Genomic DNA, 15432 nt, shown 5'->3' with positions numbered 1-15432 from the left:
GTCGTCAGTTCGCGTAGTAGCGGCGGTAGCCATGGTAGCGCCCGCTGTCGGGGAACTCGTACTGGGCATGGCGCCGGGTATCGACCTGACTGAACAGGACGCCGACCACCTCGCCGCCGGCCTCGATCACCTCCTTGAGCCCGGCCATCGCGGTGCCGCGCTTGGTCATGCCCCAGCGGACGATGAAGACGGTCTGGTCGGCGAGCGCCGCCAGCAGCTTGCCCTCCGACACCGCCAGCACTGGCGGCGAATCCAGCACGATGCGGTCGTAGTTGACCGACAGACGCGACAGCAGCTGATGCATGCCGGACGAGCCCAGCGTGTCCTGCGGCAGCGTGCGGCCATGACCGGCGGGGATGACGTGCAGGCCGGTGCGCGGGTCGACCTGGATCACCTCCTCCAGCGTCGCGGTGCCGGCCAGCACCTCGGCCAGACCGCGGTTGTTGGGCATGCCCAGCATCTCGTGCAGGCTCTTCCGCCGCAGGTCGCAGTCGACCAGGATCGTCCGCTGGCCGGCGTTGGCGCAGGTGCGGGCGAAGGCGGCGGCGACGGAGCTCTTGCCCTCGCCGGGGACGGAGGAGCTGAACAGGATCACCCGGTGCCGCCCGTCCGGATTGGCGAGCAGCAGCGAGGTGCGCAGGTTCTGCATCGATTCCGCGAAGGCGGAGATCGGCTTGTCCACCACATAGGCGGCCGGCGAGCCGCCGAAACGCGGGATGCGCGGCACGATGCCGAGGCTGCGGACGCCGGTTGCCGTCTCGAACTGGTGCGGGCTGCGGAAGCCGCTCTCGGCCCGTTCGCGCAGCATGGCCAGCAGCACGCCCAGCGTGCCCGACGCCACCAGCGCCAGCAGCAGGATCAGCTTGCGGTTCGGCTGCGACGGGTCGAGCGGGATCGAGGCCTCCGACACGATGCGGGCGTCGGGCTGGCGCATGTCGTTCTGCGTCGCGATCTGCTGCGAGCGGGTCAGCAGCGCCTCGTACATCGACTGGGCGGTGGTGGCGTCGCGCTCCAGCGTGCGCAGGCCGACGGTCGCCTGCTGCTGCTCGTTCTGCTTGGCCTCGGCCTGGTCCAGGCTGGCCTTCAGCCCCTGCTCGCGGCCCTTCGCCAACTCCACCTCGTTGCTGAGGTTGGAGACGATCTTGCCGACATCGGACTTGATCTGGCCTTGCAGGTCGCGCAGCTGGCTCTGCAGCGCCTGCAGCATCGGGTGCTTGCTACCATAGCGGTTGGTGGCGTCGGCGATCTGGCGCTGCAGATCGACCTCGCGCTCGCGCAGGGCTTGGATCAGCGGCGAGCCCATGACATCGCCGACCGCCGAGGCGCCGCGCGGCGAATTCGCCATGGCGGTGACGTCGCGCAGCTTGGTCTCCGCCTCCTGCCGCTTGGTGCGGGCCAGGATATAGTCGGCGTTCAGCTGGCTCAGCTGCTGGCCGACCACCGTGCTCTCGTTGTTGGACGAGGTGGTCAGGCCATGCTGGGTCCGGTACTTCTCCACCGCGTCGCCGCTGGTCTGCGCTTCCCGGCGCAGGTCGGTCAGCCGTTCCTCCAGCCATTGGGTGGCGCGCTTGGACGCCTTGAACTTCTCGTCGAGCTGGTCGACCAGATAGAGGTCGGCCATGGTGTTGGCGATCAGCGACGATTTGCGCGGATCCTCGCTGTCGAAGCTGACGGCGATGACATAGGAGCGCCCCTGCGGACGCACCGACGTGTTGTCGAGCACGGCATTGACCACGGAGGTCAGGTGGTTGCGCTCGATCTCCTCCGGCGACAGCGGCACGCCGCTGGACGCCTTCCAGCTGTCGGGGATCCAGTTGCGCGGGTTCAGAGCGGACACCCATCCGGGGGGCGGCGGACGCAGCGAGGCATTGAACTCCGGATCGTTCATCAGCTTGAGCTTCGCCACCACCTTTTCGGCGAAGGCCGGCGACTTCAGGATCGCGACCTCGCTCTGCAGCGCGCTGATGTCGGGGGTCATGTCGGACACCACCCCCTCGAAGTTGAGGACGGTGTTCTTGCGGTGCTCCACCATGATGAGCGTTTCGGCGGTGTAGAGCGGCGTCATCCGGAAGGCGACCAGGGCCGCCAACCCGGTGCCGACCACGATAACCGTACCGATCAGCAGCTTGTGCCGGCGCAACAACCCCGTGGTCCGGCGCACCGCGCTGGCGGCGCTGGCCGACAGATCGTACGAAATGCCGGGCGACATGGACCCGGGGCCCCGCCGAGACTCAGGGGTGTTGCGTCGGGGATGTTCCTGAAGTTCCTGGGTGGCCAAAGGGTCCTCCTCGCGTAACGACCAGAAAGCGCGGCCATAGGACCATCCGTTTGCCCGATCCTTCCTTCCGGGCAGCGGATGCTGTCCGGTGGGCAGGCTCGGCGGTTCGTCCGATTGGCTGAAACGCAGTGTTAGTCCAGCCGTTGCATCGGCCATCCAGTGCATGCGGCGAGCAATGGGCGCGCAGTGGGTAGCCTTCCTGACCCTGTTGCAGTGCAGTATGAACCGTCGATGCAGGTCGGGGGATAATGGGGGTTACCCGGAAGGACAGGTTGCCAGACGTTCGATCGCACCGGCCGGCCTGCGGGCAAACCCGTGATTTTTCCTGGTGCTGACGACGCTGTGACCGGTTGCGAGGACCCATCCCGGCAACGCCGGACACACGGCGACGTTCCGCGCCGGAACAGTTCCGCGCCGTTCCGGCTGCCGTTGTCACACTTTCCCGACGATTTTAGAGGGTGAGGCCCAAAGGCGGATAATGCCGGAAACCGGGCGCCGGGCCGCGATGTCCTGTGCCGGACCGCCGGCACAGGACAGACCGAATTCCCGATTCCGACTTGCGGCAAATTGTTCTGCACACGCATTTTTATGATGTAATGGATACTATAAAAGGTATAGGGTTCCTATGTCTTTTGGACGGAGACTGCGTCATGCCATACCGTCAGGAATCCGCTACCGTCAGCGCGATCAGGCTGATCCGCGACCATAGCCGTGAGTGCCACAATCTCCCTGCCCGGGAGGTGCTGCTCCGGGTCGAACGGCGCATGATCGAATTTCTTGAAGACGGCTCTGCCCAGCCGATGCGCAATTGACGCCCGGCTGGCGACGGGGCGGTCCATCGCGTCCCGATCACCGACAAGCCGCTTGCCGGACGCTATGCCCGGCTTTGCCAGCGTGACGGATCACGGCTGGTATGGGCACAGGCAATCATGAAGACGGCAGCCGCTTCCACGCGGAAATAAAGCGCATAGGGGAAACGGCGGACCAAGGCCCGGCGGGAGTTGGTATGAACCAACGGGAACTGAAACGGGCTCTGCCCGATCCGCATCACTGCCGTCGACTGCGGCAAAGAAGCGGTCGCCCAGACCGAAGGCGCGGCTGTCGTACCAAGCCTGGGCGTCACGCAGGTCCGTCTCCGCTTCGGGCAGAAAGAAAAACCGGGAGGCTCACGCGTCGCGCTGCCTCACTCTGGCGCGCACCGTCTCCCATGGAACCGCATGTGCGCTGGTCTCGGAGAAGCTGGAGTTGCGCCGGTCGAGTTCGGCCCTCATGCCTGCCGTCAGCGGAATGTCGGCGTCTTTGAGGCTATCCAGCAATTCCTCCGCCAGCTTCAGGCGCTCCTGCGGCGAAAGATGACTGAAGTCGATCCCGGGCATGGCTTTGTCTCTCCTGTGCATCTTGAAGATGGCACTGCCCAACAAGCCTGTCGAGGATAGCCGGGGCGATCTCTCCCCATGCCTCCAACACGAACGGCAAGAACGGCAAGCACCGCTACCCGACATGCGAACGGCCCGCTCCCGATCCGGGGCGGGCCGTTCGCATGTTCGACCTGAACCGTGCCGGCTCAGGCGCGGGGCGCGTGCTTGTTCAAGATTCGCTGGAGCGTGCGGCGGTGCATCTTCAGGCGGCGCGCCGTTTCCGACACGTTGCGGTCGCACTGTTCGAAGACGCGCTGGATGTGTTCCCAGCGGACGCGGTCGGCCGACATCGGGTTTTCCGGCGGCTGGGGCAGCGGGCGGCCGTCGGCCAGCAATGCTGATTCCACCGCGTCGGCGTCGGCCGGCTTCGGCAGGTAATCGACGGCGCCGGCCTTCACCGCGGCGACGGCGGTGGCGATGTTGCCGTAGCCGGTCAGCATGACGACACGGGCGTCGGGACGGGCATCGCGCAGGGCGGATACCACGTCCAGCCCGTTGCCGTCGCCCAGACGCAGGTCGACCACCGCGAAGGCGGGGGCCGATTCCTGCGCCACCTCGATGCCGAGCTGGACGCTGTCGACCGCGACGACGTTGAAGCCGCGCTTCTCCATGGCGCGGGCCAGCCGCGTGCGGAAGGGGGCGTCGTCGTCGACGATCAGGAGGCTGCGGGTGACGTCGCCAGTGAAGGTCAGTTTGACGGCATCGCCCGACAGCAGGTCATCGGATGTTTTGAGGGTGTCCACCGTGAAACCTCATTTCTTGGCGTTGATGGTCTTCCAGCGCACGGAAATCCGCGCGCCGGTTCCGCCCTGATTGGAGTGCCCGCCGGCGACCTGATCAGCGGGCGGCGTGCCGTCCGGCGGATTGTTTGTATAGCGCACGGTCGCGCCGGTCTTCTCCAGCAGCGTCTGCGCGATGAAAATGCCGAGGCCCATATGCCCGCCGCCCGCCTGCCCCTTGGGGCCGGAGCGCTCGCCGCGCACCGACAGGTACGGCTCGCCGATGCGGCCCAGCAGATGGGACGGGAAGCCCGGGCCGTCGTCCATCACCGTGATGGTGACGGAGCAGCCGTCCCAGGCGGCGGCGACCGTCACCTTGTGGCGGGCGAACTGGTGGGCGTTCTGGATGAAGTTGCCGATGCCGTGGATGATCTCCGGGCTGCGGCGCAGGAAGGGCTCCTCCGCCTCGCCGACCGGGTGCGGTTCCACGGCGAAGTCGATGTGGCCGAGACGGTGCGGGGCGGCGGCGGCCTCGATCAGCGCGGTCAGCGGCAGCCGTTCGAACGGGTCGCCGCCATCGGCCTCCGGCTTGCGCGCCAGATCGGCCAGGATCTCGCGGCAGCGCATCACCTGGCTTTGCAGAAGCTCGACATCCTCGCCATAGGGGCTGTCCGGCGGCAGGTCGCGCGCCAGCTCCTTCGCCACCACGGCGATGGTGCCGAGCGGCGAGCCCAGCTCGTGCGCGGCGGCGGCGGCGAGCGCGCCGAGCGCGCCCAGCCGCTGTTCGCGGGCAAGCGCCACCTGCGAGGCGGCGAGCGCGTCGGCGAAGCGCCGCGCCTCCGCGGCGACGCGGAAGACGTAGCCGGCGATGAAGACCGACGACACCGTCAGCGACAGCCAGACGCCAAAGGCATAGAGCGGCGCCATCGAGCGCACCGGCTCCTCCCACGGCAGCGGGAAGTGCCAGAGGGCAAGTGCCGTCAGGCAGATAAGGTTCAGCCCGGTCAGCAGCACCGTGCTGTAGCGCGACAGGATGGCCGCACCCACGGTCATCGGCGCCAGCAGCAGGATGGCGAAGGGGTTGCTCAACCCGCCGGTGAGATAGAGCAGCAGCGTCAGCTGCAGCATGTCGTAGCTGAGATACAGCGCCGCGTCGCGGTCGGCCAGCCGCAGCCGGCCGCCGCGCTGGGTCATCGCCACCACGTTCAGCAGGGCCGACGCGCTGATGGCGGCCAGCACCGGCCCCAGCGGCAGCGGGAAACCCAGCCCGAGATTGACGAAGGTCACCGCGGCCAACTGCCCGAGCACCGCGACCCAGCGGATCAGGATCAGCGTGCGCAGGGTGATGCGGCCGTCGGGCTGCGCCCAGTGCGGCGGCGCCGGGGAGGCCGGGAGCGGTGCGGTCAGCGCGCTGGCGAGCGTCACCATGATCCTTGTCCCGATGCTTGTCGCAATCCCTGTCCCTGGGCCGCATGCCCCTGGCGGTTGCGGCGCGTGCCGCCATATTCTGTGCCCATGACCGAACGACCCATCCCACAGCAGCAGCCGGCCACCCCCGCCATTGCCCAGGCCATTGCCCCCGCCATCCGGGCGGAGGGGCTGACCAAGCGCTTCCCCACCCCGGACGGGCGGGACGTCACGGCGGTCGACGCCATCGGCTTCACCGTGCCGCGCGGCAGCGTCACCGGCCTTCTCGGCGGCAACGGCGCGGGCAAGACGACGACCATCTCGATGCTGCTGGGGCTGTTGCTGCCGACGGCCGGGACAGTGGAGATCCTGGGCGTCGACATGGCTCGCCATCGGCATGCCGTGCTTCCGCGCATGAACTTCTCCTCCCCCTACGTCGAGCTGCCCCATCGGCTGACGGTGCGGGAGAACCTTACCGTCTATGCCCACCTCTACGGTTTGACATGCGTCAAAAAGCGCGTCCAAGAATTGGCCGAGCATCTTGACCTGTCGCGTTTTCTGGATCGGCCGTCGGGCGGACTGTCGGCAGGGCAGAAAACCCGCGTGGCGCTGGCCAAGGCCTTGCTGAACGACCCGGAGCTTCTGCTGCTGGACGAACCGACGGCGTCGCTCGATCCCGACACCGCCGACTGGATCCGCACATATCTCGAACGCTACCGGCTGCGCACCGGCGCCGCCATCCTGCTGGCCTCCCACAACATGCTGGAGGTGGAACGGCTGTGCGACAGCGTGCTGATGATGCGGCAGGGGCGGATCGTCGACCGCGGCGCGCCGTCGGCGCTGCTCGCCCGCTATGGCCGCCAGACGCTGGAGGAGGTTTTCCTCGACATCGCCCGCGCCTCCGACGACCGCATCCCGACCGGGGAGACCGCCGATGCCGCCGAATGACTTGGTGATTCCGCGCGCGGACTTCTCGCTGCGCCGGGTCGGCGCCATGGTGCTGCGCTACTGGTACCTGCTGCGCGGGTCCTGGCCGCGCATCCTGGAACTGGCCTACTGGCCGACCATGCAGATGATCCTGTGGGGCTACATCAACCAGTTCATGGCCTCATCCAGCGGCGGCGGCAGCGGCTGGGTGGCGCAGGGCGCCGGCGTGCTGGTCAGCGCGGTTCTGCTGTGGGACGTGCTGTTCCGCGGCCAGCTCGGCGTCTCCATCTCCTTCCTTGAGGAAATGTGGTCGCGCAACCTCGGCCATCTGTTCGTCAGTCCGCTCCGCCCCGGCGAGTGGGTGACGGCGTTGATGACCATGAGCCTGCTGCGCACCCTGATCGGCGTGCTGCCGGCGGCGGGGCTGGCGATCCCCTTCTTCGGCTATTCGGTCTTCGCGCTCGGCCTGCCGCTCGCCGCCTTCTTCGCCAACCTGATCGTGCTGGGTTGGTCGCTGGGGCTGCTGATCGTGGCGCTGATCCTGCGCTATGGCATGGGGGCGGAAGGGCTGGCCTGGATCGTCGTCTTCATGCTGGCCCCGGTCAGCGCGGTCTATTACCCGGTGTCTGTCCTGCCGGCCTGGCTCCAGCCGGTGGCACTCGCCCTGCCGTCCGCCCATGTGTTCGAGGGCATGCGGGCGCTGGTGTTCGACGGCACGCTGCGCTGGGACCATCTGGCCTGGGCGGTCGGGCTGAACGCGGTCTACATGGCGGGCGGCATCGCCGTGTTCCTCTACGCCTTCCATCGGGCGCGGGTGCGCGGTGCCTTGCTGCAAACGGGAGAATAGCGGCTAAAGTGTCGGCCCCACGTCGTCAGCCGCACCGGAGACCGCCGCCATGACCCCGCCCACCGCCGCCGGCCCTGCCACCCCCGACCTGTTCGACCGGCTCGTCGCCGGGGCGCAGCCGGACTGGACGGCCTATGTCGACCATGCCTTCGTGCGCGGGATGGGCGACGGCACGCTGCCGCAGGAGTGCTTCCGCCATTATCTGGTGCAGGATTACCTGTTCCTGATCCATTTCGCCCGCGCCTATGCGCTCGCCATCTACAAGGGCCGCGACCTGCGCGAGATGCGGGCTTCGCTGAACGGGCTGAAGGCGATCCTCGACATGGAGATGGACCTGCATGTCGGCCTGTGCGCCGGCTGGGGCCTGCCGGCCGCCGAACTGGAGCAGGCGGCGGAGTCCAAGGCGACGATGGCCTACACCCGCTATGTGCTGGAAACCGGCTTGCGCGGCGACCTGCTGGACCTGCATGTGGCACTCAGCCCCTGCATCATCGGCTATGCCGAGATCGGCCGCCGGCTGGCGGCATTGCCGGGTGCGCTGATTGAGACCAACCCCTACCGCGTCTGGATCGCCGAATATGCCGGCGAGGCCTATCAGGAGGTGGCGCGGGCGGCGCGGGAGAATTTGGACCGGCTGGCCGCCGACGGCATGACCGAGGCGCGCTTTCCCCGGCTGCTGACCATCTTCCGGCAGGCGTCCCGGCTGGAAGCGGATTTCTGGGAAATGGGCATGACGCTGGCGGGATAGCCGGCTCAGGACTCATCCGCCACGACATCGCCGCCGGCCTCGTCAGGTCGCACCCCCGTGTAGATGGCGCGGGGACGGATCAGATGGTCCGTGGCCCGCTGCTCCATCGCCTGGGCGATCCAGCCGGCGGCGCGGCCGAGGGCGAACAGCGTGAAGGCCGCTCCCTCAGGCAACCCGAGATGCCGCCGCAGGACCACCAGGGCGATGTCGATCGACGGCGCCTGACCGGTCAGCCCTTCGGTGGCGCCCAGCAGGTCCGCCGCCACCGGGAAGTCCGGGAGAAGCCGGGCCAGCAGCGCCTTGGCGCGGACATCGCCGCTGGGATAGAGCGGATGTCCGAAACCCGGAATCCTCTCTCCCGCAGCCAGCCGCCGTTCGATCTGGGTTGCCACGGTCTCCCGTTCCGTCAGCCCCGCCCAGAAATGCTCGATCCGCGTGGTGGTCGAACCATGCCGGTGGCCGGATAAGGCGCAGAGTCCGCCAACGGCCGCCGCCCGCAGACTTGCCCCGGTCGAGGCGATGCAGCGCGCCGTGAAACTGGAGGCGTTCAGCTCATGATCGGCACACAGCACCAGCGCCATGCGGAGGAGATCGGCCCCCGCCTCGTCGAGCCCCCATGCGGTGGCCAACTGGCAGTGCAGCGGTGCAGCACTCGGCCGGCCGCGCAGGGCTGCCGCGAAGAGCAGGCGCAGCAGGTTGCCGCAATTTTCGAAGAACCGCCCATCGGTCGGCCGCCAGGACGCCGTCGCCTCGTCGGCCGATGCCGCCAGCAGCAGGGCGGGCAAGGCCTCCGCCGGCGAACTCGCCGCGCAATGAGGCAGCAGGGCGTCATAGCCGGGAAGGGCGACCGGCGGTTCCGGCGGGAAGGCGGTTTCCACCGCGCAGGCCCAGAACAGCGCCGCGGTCTCCTCCAAAGTCGCCGTGGCGGCCAGACGCACGGCGTCCTGTCCGCGGTAATAGAGCCGCCCGTGCCGGATCAGCGTGATCGCCGATTCCAGGACCGGCGCTCCCCAATCCAGTGTTGATTTGGCGACCTCCTTCGGCCGCCGGCCGCGTTTGCGCTCCACCCCCAGCCGTTCGACCTCATCGGCCAGATAACGGCTTTGCCGCGGGTCCGCCGCGGGATGGGCCTGCAACAGGCCGCGGCTGACATAGGCGTAGAGGGTCTGGCGGGACACTCCCAACCGTTTCGCCGCCTCTTCGGCGGACAGATAGACCGTCAGCGCGCCCGTCATGGTGCCCACCCGTCACATTGATCGAAACAATCAAGATTGACGATATAGCTGGCCCGCGATGGAGTGAAGCCGGAGCGGCCTGGAACCCGCTCTTCCGATGGAGAAAATCATGGCGCTGATGAACGGGGACTCCGGTTCCCCGCAACGCACGGCCCTTGCCGAAATCTGGCGGGCCGCCGGCGGCGACGACCGGCTGGTTGGCTCGGTCGTGCTTCGTGGCGAAGGGACTCTTCCCTCCGTCTTCGCGGTCAGTGCGCTGGCCACCGCCGCAACGGCCGCGGCCGGTCTGGCCGTCGCCGAATTCAAGGAAGCAGCCTTCGGCCACAACCCGTCCGTGACGGTCGACCAGCGTCTGGCCTCCCTGTGGTTCGGCACCTCCGTAAAGCCGTTGGGCTGGAGCCTGCCACCCGCCTGGGACCCGATCGCCGGCGACTACGAGGCCAGGGATGGCTGGATCCGCCTTCACACCAACGCCGTGCACCACCGCGATGCAGCCCTTCGCTGTCTCGGCGCACCGCCCGACCGCGATGCGGTGGCCGCCGCCGTCCGCCGCTGGGACGCCGACGGGTTGGAAAGCGCAGTCGTCGGCGAAGGCGGGTGCGCCGCGACGATGCGCGATCTCACATCCTGGCGAAGCCATCCGCAAGGACAGGCGGTCGCCCGGGAACCGCTGCTGTGGGTCGAGGCACAGGAGCCGGCCGACGCCGTCCATACTCCTGCCCGGCCCCCTGCCCGGCCGGAGCGTCCCCTGGCAGGCGTGAAGGTTCTGGACCTGACCCGCGTCCTCGCCGGACCGGCCGCCACGCGGTTCCTTGCCGGTTTCGGCGCCGAGGTGCTGCGGATCGACCCGCCTTGGTGGGACGAACCTGCCCTTCTGCCCGAGATGACGCTCGGCAAGCGCCGCGCCCGCTTCGACCTGCGCGACCCCGGCCAGCGGGCACGGTTCGCGGAATTGCTGTGCCAGGCCGACCTGCTGGTGCACGGCTATCGTGCCGATGCCCTCGACCGGCTGGGGCTCGACCTTCAAACCCGGCAGCGCATCCGCCCCGGCCTGATCGATGTGTCGCTGGATGCCTATGGCTGGACCGGCCCCTGGAGGAGCCGCCGGGGCTTCGACAGTCTGGTGCAGATGAGCGGCGGGATCGCCGCCGAAGGGATGCGCCGCGAGGGCGGCAACCGGCCCAGGCCCTTGCCGGTCCAGGCGCTCGACCATGCCGCCGGCTATCTTCTCGCCACCGCTGCGGTGCGCGGCCTGACCCGCCGGCTCGCGGACGGGCGGGGATCGAGCTGGCGCACATCCCTGGCCAGGGTCGGGACGCTGCTCACCGAACTGCCGTCCTCTGACGGCGGCCCGACCATGCCGCCCCTCGGCATGGAGGATTTCACGAACGATCCGGAAAATACGGCCTGGGGACCGGCCCTGCGCCTGAAGCCCGCCGTGACGGTCGAAGGATCGCCGGTCCGCTGGGAACGGCCGGCCGGACCGCTCGGCACGGACGAGGCGCGCTGGTAGGCCGGCAAGGCGGCGGGAGTTTCGGCATTTTCGGTGCCTCTCCCGCCGTTCGGTGCAGCGCTTACCCCATCGTGTGCTCGAGCAGGATCTTCGCGCCCAGCCCGATCAGCACCACGCCGCCGGCCATTTCCGCCCAGCGCCCCAGATGGTTGCCGGCGGCCTTGCCGATCAGCACGCCGCCGAAGGCGACGGCGAAGGTCACCACGCCGATCAGCGCCGAGGTCGTCACCATGTCGACATCGACCAGCGCCAAGCCCGCCCCCACGGCGGCGGCGTCGATGCTGGTGGCGACGGCGGTGGTCAGCAGGGCCAGCCATTCGGCGCGCACGCTGCGCACCGGGCCGCAATCCTCCTCGCCCTCATCCTCGCCGTCCATGATGGCGTTGCGCAGCATCGCACCGCCGACCGCCAGCAGCAGGCCGAAGGCGATCCAGTGATCAACCGACTCCACCAGGCTGGCGAAAGCGATGCCGATGCCCCAGCCGACCAGCGGCATGGCGAACTGGCAGACGCCGAAGGCGGCTCCCACCCGCACCGCTTCCGGCAAACCGGCACGGCGCGAACAGGCCCCGCGGCCGAGAGCGGCGGCGAAGCTGTCCATCGAAAGGCTGAAGGCGAGCGCGAGGGACGTGGCGATCATGGCTATTCCCGGGCCAGACAACACAGTGGAATCGGACGGACTCCGGCTGGCCGCGGAGATGTCCGATCCACTGGTCTCGCCGGGTCGACCCTTTGGTCGCCGTGCGCGCCATGGCGGTAACGGCCGGAGGCCGAAACCATCCAAGTCTGTTGACGCGAACCCCACCGGATCGCTGCCGGCGGGTGGCTACTCCCCAATGACGGCGGAAGTCCTACAGGGACTAGGGGCTTGGGTCAAGCGCCGGTTTGCCGCAGGTGCGAATTGCGGCCGCGTAGATAGGTGGCGGCCACCGAACGGTCGTCGCCCAGCGTCACTTGGATGAACAGCTCCTCCTCCAGATCGCAGTCCACCGCCTTCATGCGATGTCGCATAGCCGGCGTCGCGGCGGGATCGAGCACGACGAGGTCGGCCCAGCGGCCGGGCTCCAGGCTGCCGATCTCGCCGGCCATGCCCAAGGCTTCGGCATTGCCGCGGGTCATCCAGTGCAAGGCGGCGAGCGCCGGCAGGTTCTGCCGCCGCAGTTGCAGCACCTTGTAGGCCTCCGCCGCGGTGCGCAGCATGGAATAGCTGGTGCCGCCGCCGACATCGGTGGCGATGGCGGTGCGCACCGGCCGCTCCGGCTTCGACAGGGCGTCGAGGTCGAACAGGCCGCTGCCGATGAACAGGTTGCTGGTCGGGCAGAAAACGGCGACCGAGCCGCTCTCCGACAGCCGGGCCATCTCCGCTTCCGACAGATGGATGCAGTGGCCGAACAGCGAGGTCGGCCCCAGCAGCCCGAAGCGGTCATAGACGTCGGTGTAGTCGCGGGCACCTGGGAACAGCCGCCCCACCTCGGCGATCTCGTCGGTGTTCTCCGACAAATGGGTCTGCATGTGGACGCCGGGATGCTCGCGCAGCAGCGCGCCGGCGGCCTCCAGCTGCGCCTCGGTCGAGGTGATGGCGAAGCGCGGAGTCACGGCGTAGCGCTGCCGCCCGGTCCCGTGCCAGCGGCCGATCAGATCCTTGCCGTCGCGATAGCTGCTCTCGGCCGTATCGGTCAGGGCGGCGGGCGCATGGCGGTCCATCATCACCTTGCCGGCGATCAGCCCGGCGCCGCGCGCCTCGGCCTCGGCGAATAGGGCGTCGACCGACTGCGGGTGGACCGAGCCGTAGACCACAGCCGTGGTCGTGCCGTTGCGCAGCAGCTCGTCCATGAAGAAGGCGGCGTTGGCGGCGGCATGGACCGGGTCGGCGAAGCGCTGCTCCTCGATGAAGGTGTATTTTTCCAGCCAGTCGAGCAGCTGGGCGCCGTAGGAGGCGATGACCTGGGTCTGCGGGAAATGGATGTGGGTGTCGATGAAGCCCGGCAGCACCAACTTGCCGCTGTGGTCGTCGACCGCCACCCCGTCCGGAACCCGGCCACGCAGGTCGGCCCAGTCACCGGCCTCCAGAATCCGCCCGTCCGCCCCGACCAGCAGCAGCCCGTCCTCACGATAGGTCAGGCAATCGAGGTCCCCCGGTCCGGCGGGTGCGCGGTTGAAGCTGAGCAGGCGCCCGCGGACGGCGGCGGAAACGGGGGCGGCGATAAACTGGTCGGGCATGGGGGTCCGGTTCGATGGAGTGCTGTGAGGGAGGGTTACTTAATGTCCCCGGACCACGCCGCCAACACCGCCCGCTCCTGCGGGGTGATTCCGGTGATGTTGGCGGGGGGCATGGCGCTGCTGTAGCCGGCTTGCAGGCGGATCTGCTCGGCATGGCGGCGGATGCCGTCGCCCTCCAGCACGACGCCGCGCGGCGGGGTGGCGATGCCCTCCCACACCGGCTGGGCGGCATGACACATGCTGCAGCGGGTGGCGACGATCTCCTCCACCTGATTGAAGCCGACCTTCACCGGCGCCGCAGCCGCCGTATCGGCGGTCGCCGGCCCCAGGGTGCTGAGCCAGATGCAGCCCAGCATGCCGGCGGCGGCCACCCCCCAGGTCCACCAGGGCGTCGGCTTGCCGGCATGGCGGCTGTTGAAGAAATGGCGGATCGCCGTGCCGACCACCAGGACCAGCGCCACCATCACCCAGTTGTAGCGGGTGGAGCTGACCAGCGGGTAATGGTTGGACAGCATCAGGAAGACGACCGGCAGGGTCAGGTAATTGTTGTGCAGCGAGCGCTGCTTGGCCTTTTTGCCCAGCGACGGATCCGGCGTCTCGCCGCGCAGCATGGCGGCCACCGTCTTGCGCTGGTTGGGGATGATCAGCATGAAGACGTTGCAGGCCATCATCGTCGCCATCAGGGCGCCGACCTGCAGCATGGCGCCGCGCCCGCTGAAGATCTTCGTCATGCCCCAGGCGGTCGCCACCAGCATGACGAATCCGGCGACAGCCAACGCCCCGTCGTTGCGGCCAAGCGGCGACTTGCACATCAGGTCATAGGCGACCCAGCCCGCCACCAGCGCGCCGACGCTGATCGCCACCGCCTGCCAGTGGCTGAGCGCCAGCACGTCCTGGTCGATCAAAAACAGGTCGGCGCCGCGGTAATACAGCACGCACATCAGGAAGAAGCCGCTGAGCCACGTCGCGTAGGATTCCCACTTGAACCAGGTCAGCTCCTCCGGCAGCTGCGGCGGGGCGACCATGTATTTGGTCATGTGGTAGAAGCCGCCGCCATGGATCTGCCAGGCGTCGCCCGCCGTCCCGGCCGGCGCCCCGGTGCGCTTGCGCAGCGAGGCGTCGAGATGGATGAAGTAGAAGGACGATCCGATCCAGGCGATGGCGGTGATGACGTGCAGCCACCGCGCCAGGGCGTTGATCCATTCCCACAGGATGGGCTCCATCGCGCGCACGCTCCTTCCGGTCAGGTCGATGGCTTGACTGTAAGGCCAGTGTGCAGCTGCGGAAAACCATTCGTCCGTCCCAACAGCTTCAAAAAATGACGAAAGATGGAACTGCGGTTTCAAGCTCGCTGCCGAAGGAGTGCGGCCGCGGCAGTCACGATCATGGCGACGCCCTCAGCCATCCGCTCCATTAGGATACGTAATGTGAAAGATTAAGATTATTCCATTCCTTAATTCCTCCGACCGCTCTAACCAGACCTCAGGTCATCGGGTCGGGGGGTGGAGGAGATGCAAACCTTGAGCGGTTTCGCGCTTTTCGTGCTGGCGGCAACGATGTCTCCCGGCGGGGCCACGACGCTTGCCACCGCATCGGGCATGAATTTCGGCTATCGGGGATCGCTTCCGTTGATCGCCGGAATATCGCTCGGCCTCGCCGGCATGGCCGCCGCCGCCGCGGCCGGGATCGAGGGTATATTCGTTGCCGTGCCGGCGATACAGACGGCGGTCAAGATCGCGGGAACGGCTTATCTTCTCTGGCTGGCTTTTCAGCTGTCACGGACGGGTGCTCCGAAGACGACCGGATCGGTTGCCAAGCCGGCGAGCATCGCGGGCGGTGCCTGGCTTGTCCTGTACAATCCGAAGGGCTGGGCGATGACCACCGGAGCCGCCGCATCCTTCTCGTCGATTGGCGACGGTCCGGCCGAAGTTGCCGTTATTCTCGGAATTGCCTTCGGATGCTTCGCGTCGATATCGCTGTCGGTCTGGTGCCTGGGCGGCCGGCTGCTCCGGCGCGTCCTGACCCGGGACCGGCACTGGAGAGCACTCAACATCGCGCTGGCGCTTCTCCTGGTCGCATCGATCCTGCCGATCTGGATCGATCCATGACGGCAAATCCCC

14 protein-coding genes and 1 riboswitch are annotated in these 15432 nt (G+C 68.1%); of the genes, 6 read left to right on the top strand and 8 right to left on the bottom strand.

Annotated elements, in window-relative coordinates:
- Positions 1-4: 4 nt before the first annotated feature.
- Positions 5-2209 (bottom strand): GumC family protein, encoded by a 2205-nt coding sequence (locus ACWPN8_RS33580; RefSeq protein ID WP_492243922.1) that lies wholly within the window; start codon positions 2207-2209, stop codon positions 5-7.
- A gap of 719 nt (positions 2210-2928) precedes the next feature.
- On the opposite strand from ACWPN8_RS33580, the gene ACWPN8_RS33575 reads away from it, so the two are divergent.
- A complete protein-coding gene (locus ACWPN8_RS33575; RefSeq protein ID WP_492243921.1) occupies positions 2929-3090 on the top strand; it encodes a hypothetical protein in 162 nt (53 codons plus the stop codon).
- A 354-nt stretch (positions 3091-3444) separates the two neighbouring features.
- Here ACWPN8_RS33575 and ACWPN8_RS33570 read toward each other — a convergent pair whose 3' ends face one another.
- The 3 genes from ACWPN8_RS33570 to ACWPN8_RS33560 form a co-directional block, all read right to left on the bottom strand.
- A complete protein-coding gene (locus tag ACWPN8_RS33570) occupies positions 3445-3654 on the bottom strand; it encodes an addiction module protein (protein WP_492243920.1) in 210 nt (69 codons plus the stop codon).
- A 188-nt stretch (positions 3655-3842) separates the two neighbouring features.
- On the bottom strand, positions 3843-4439 hold the full coding sequence (locus ACWPN8_RS33565; RefSeq protein ID WP_492243919.1) for an ActR/PrrA/RegA family redox response regulator transcription factor: 597 nt from the start codon (positions 4437-4439) through the stop codon (positions 3843-3845).
- 9 nt (positions 4440-4448) lie between these two features.
- Complete coding sequence (locus ACWPN8_RS33560) at positions 4449-5843, bottom strand: ActS/PrrB/RegB family redox-sensitive histidine kinase (RefSeq protein WP_492243918.1); 1395 nt, start codon at positions 5841-5843, stop codon at positions 4449-4451.
- An 87-nt stretch (positions 5844-5930) separates the two neighbouring features.
- Between ACWPN8_RS33560 and ACWPN8_RS33555 the strand changes: the two genes are divergently transcribed.
- From ACWPN8_RS33555 to tenA, 3 genes are read left to right on the top strand one after another with little or no spacing between them, the layout of a single operon-like run.
- On the top strand, positions 5931-6770 hold the full coding sequence (locus ACWPN8_RS33555) for an ABC transporter ATP-binding protein (protein WP_247873033.1): 840 nt from the start codon (positions 5931-5933) through the stop codon (positions 6768-6770).
- Entirely contained in the window at positions 6757-7596 is an 840-nt protein-coding gene (locus tag ACWPN8_RS33550; protein ID WP_109447310.1) for an ABC transporter permease, read from the top strand. The genes ACWPN8_RS33555 and ACWPN8_RS33550 overlap by 14 nt, the downstream gene beginning before the upstream one ends.
- 49 nt (positions 7597-7645) lie before the next feature.
- Positions 7646-8344, top strand: coding sequence for a thiaminase II (gene tenA / locus ACWPN8_RS33545; protein ID WP_109447313.1), 699 nt, complete (start codon positions 7646-7648; stop codon positions 8342-8344).
- 5 nt (positions 8345-8349) lie between these two features.
- Here tenA and ACWPN8_RS33540 read toward each other — a convergent pair whose 3' ends face one another.
- On the bottom strand, positions 8350-9579 hold the full coding sequence (locus ACWPN8_RS33540; RefSeq protein WP_492243917.1) for a citrate/2-methylcitrate synthase: 1230 nt from the start codon (positions 9577-9579) through the stop codon (positions 8350-8352).
- Between the two features lie 109 nt (positions 9580-9688).
- Between ACWPN8_RS33540 and ACWPN8_RS33535 the strand changes: the two genes are divergently transcribed.
- Positions 9689-11092 (top strand): CoA transferase, encoded by a 1404-nt coding sequence (locus ACWPN8_RS33535; RefSeq protein ID WP_492243916.1) that lies wholly within the window; start codon positions 9689-9691, stop codon positions 11090-11092.
- Between the two features lie 61 nt (positions 11093-11153).
- Here ACWPN8_RS33535 and ACWPN8_RS33530 read toward each other — a convergent pair whose 3' ends face one another.
- The 3 genes from ACWPN8_RS33530 to ACWPN8_RS33520 form a co-directional block, all read right to left on the bottom strand.
- Positions 11154-11732, bottom strand: a complete 579-nt coding sequence (locus ACWPN8_RS33530; RefSeq protein WP_098736136.1) for a manganese efflux pump MntP — start codon at positions 11730-11732, stop codon at positions 11154-11156.
- Positions 11733-11814: 82 nt separating this feature from the next.
- Positions 11815-11939, bottom strand: a riboswitch (yybP-ykoY riboswitch).
- Positions 11940-11965: 26 nt separating this feature from the next.
- The gene (gene guaD, locus ACWPN8_RS33525) at positions 11966-13312 is read right to left on the bottom strand and encodes a guanine deaminase (protein WP_492243915.1); all 1347 of its coding nucleotides are present in this window, start codon (positions 13310-13312) and stop codon (positions 11966-11968) included.
- Positions 13313-13347: 35 nt separating this feature from the next.
- On the bottom strand, positions 13348-14535 hold the full coding sequence (locus ACWPN8_RS33520; RefSeq protein ID WP_492243914.1) for a urate hydroxylase PuuD: 1188 nt from the start codon (positions 14533-14535) through the stop codon (positions 13348-13350).
- 297 nt (positions 14536-14832) lie between these two features.
- Between ACWPN8_RS33520 and ACWPN8_RS33515 the strand changes: the two genes are divergently transcribed.
- Positions 14833-15420 carry a LysE family translocator gene (locus ACWPN8_RS33515; RefSeq protein WP_492243913.1) on the top strand — a complete coding sequence of 196 codons (588 nt, stop codon included), beginning with the start codon at positions 14833-14835 and terminating at the stop codon, positions 15418-15420.
- The last annotated feature ends 12 nt before the right edge of the window (positions 15421-15432 follow it).

The sequence above is a fragment of the Azospirillum sp. UENF 112521 genome, from assembly GCF_058780665.1.
Note: the sequence above shows the minus strand (reverse complement) of the source record. Positions and strands in the feature narration are given on the sequence as shown.

Excerpts from the sequence above, each read along its gene's own strand:
- ACWPN8_RS33570 (WP_492243920.1), bottom strand. The coding sequence starts at position 3,654 with ATGCCCGGGATCGACTTCAGTCATCTTTCGCCGCAGGAGCGCCTGAAG.
- ACWPN8_RS33575 (WP_492243921.1), top strand. The coding sequence starts at position 2,929 with ATGCCATACCGTCAGGAATCCGCTACCGTCAGCGCGATCAGGCTGATC.
- ACWPN8_RS33560 (WP_492243918.1), bottom strand. The coding sequence starts at position 5,843 with ATGGTGACGCTCGCCAGCGCGCTGACCGCACCGCTCCCGGCCTCCCCG.
- ACWPN8_RS33530 (WP_098736136.1), bottom strand. The coding sequence starts at position 11,732 with ATGATCGCCACGTCCCTCGCGCTCGCCTTCAGCCTTTCGATGGACAGC.
- ACWPN8_RS33550 (WP_109447310.1), top strand. The coding sequence starts at position 6,757 with ATGCCGCCGAATGACTTGGTGATTCCGCGCGCGGACTTCTCGCTGCGC.
- guaD (WP_492243915.1), bottom strand. The coding sequence starts at position 13,312 with ATGCCCGACCAGTTTATCGCCGCCCCCGTTTCCGCCGCCGTCCGCGGG.
- ACWPN8_RS33580 (WP_492243922.1), bottom strand. The coding sequence starts at position 2,209 with ATGTCGCCCGGCATTTCGTACGATCTGTCGGCCAGCGCCGCCAGCGCG.
- ACWPN8_RS33540 (WP_492243917.1), bottom strand. The coding sequence starts at position 9,579 with ATGACGGGCGCGCTGACGGTCTATCTGTCCGCCGAAGAGGCGGCGAAA.
- ACWPN8_RS33555 (WP_247873033.1), top strand. The coding sequence starts at position 5,931 with ATGACCGAACGACCCATCCCACAGCAGCAGCCGGCCACCCCCGCCATT.
- ACWPN8_RS33520 (WP_492243914.1), bottom strand. The coding sequence starts at position 14,535 with ATGGAGCCCATCCTGTGGGAATGGATCAACGCCCTGGCGCGGTGGCTG.
- ACWPN8_RS33535 (WP_492243916.1), top strand. The coding sequence starts at position 9,689 with ATGGCGCTGATGAACGGGGACTCCGGTTCCCCGCAACGCACGGCCCTT.
- tenA (WP_109447313.1), top strand. The coding sequence starts at position 7,646 with ATGACCCCGCCCACCGCCGCCGGCCCTGCCACCCCCGACCTGTTCGAC.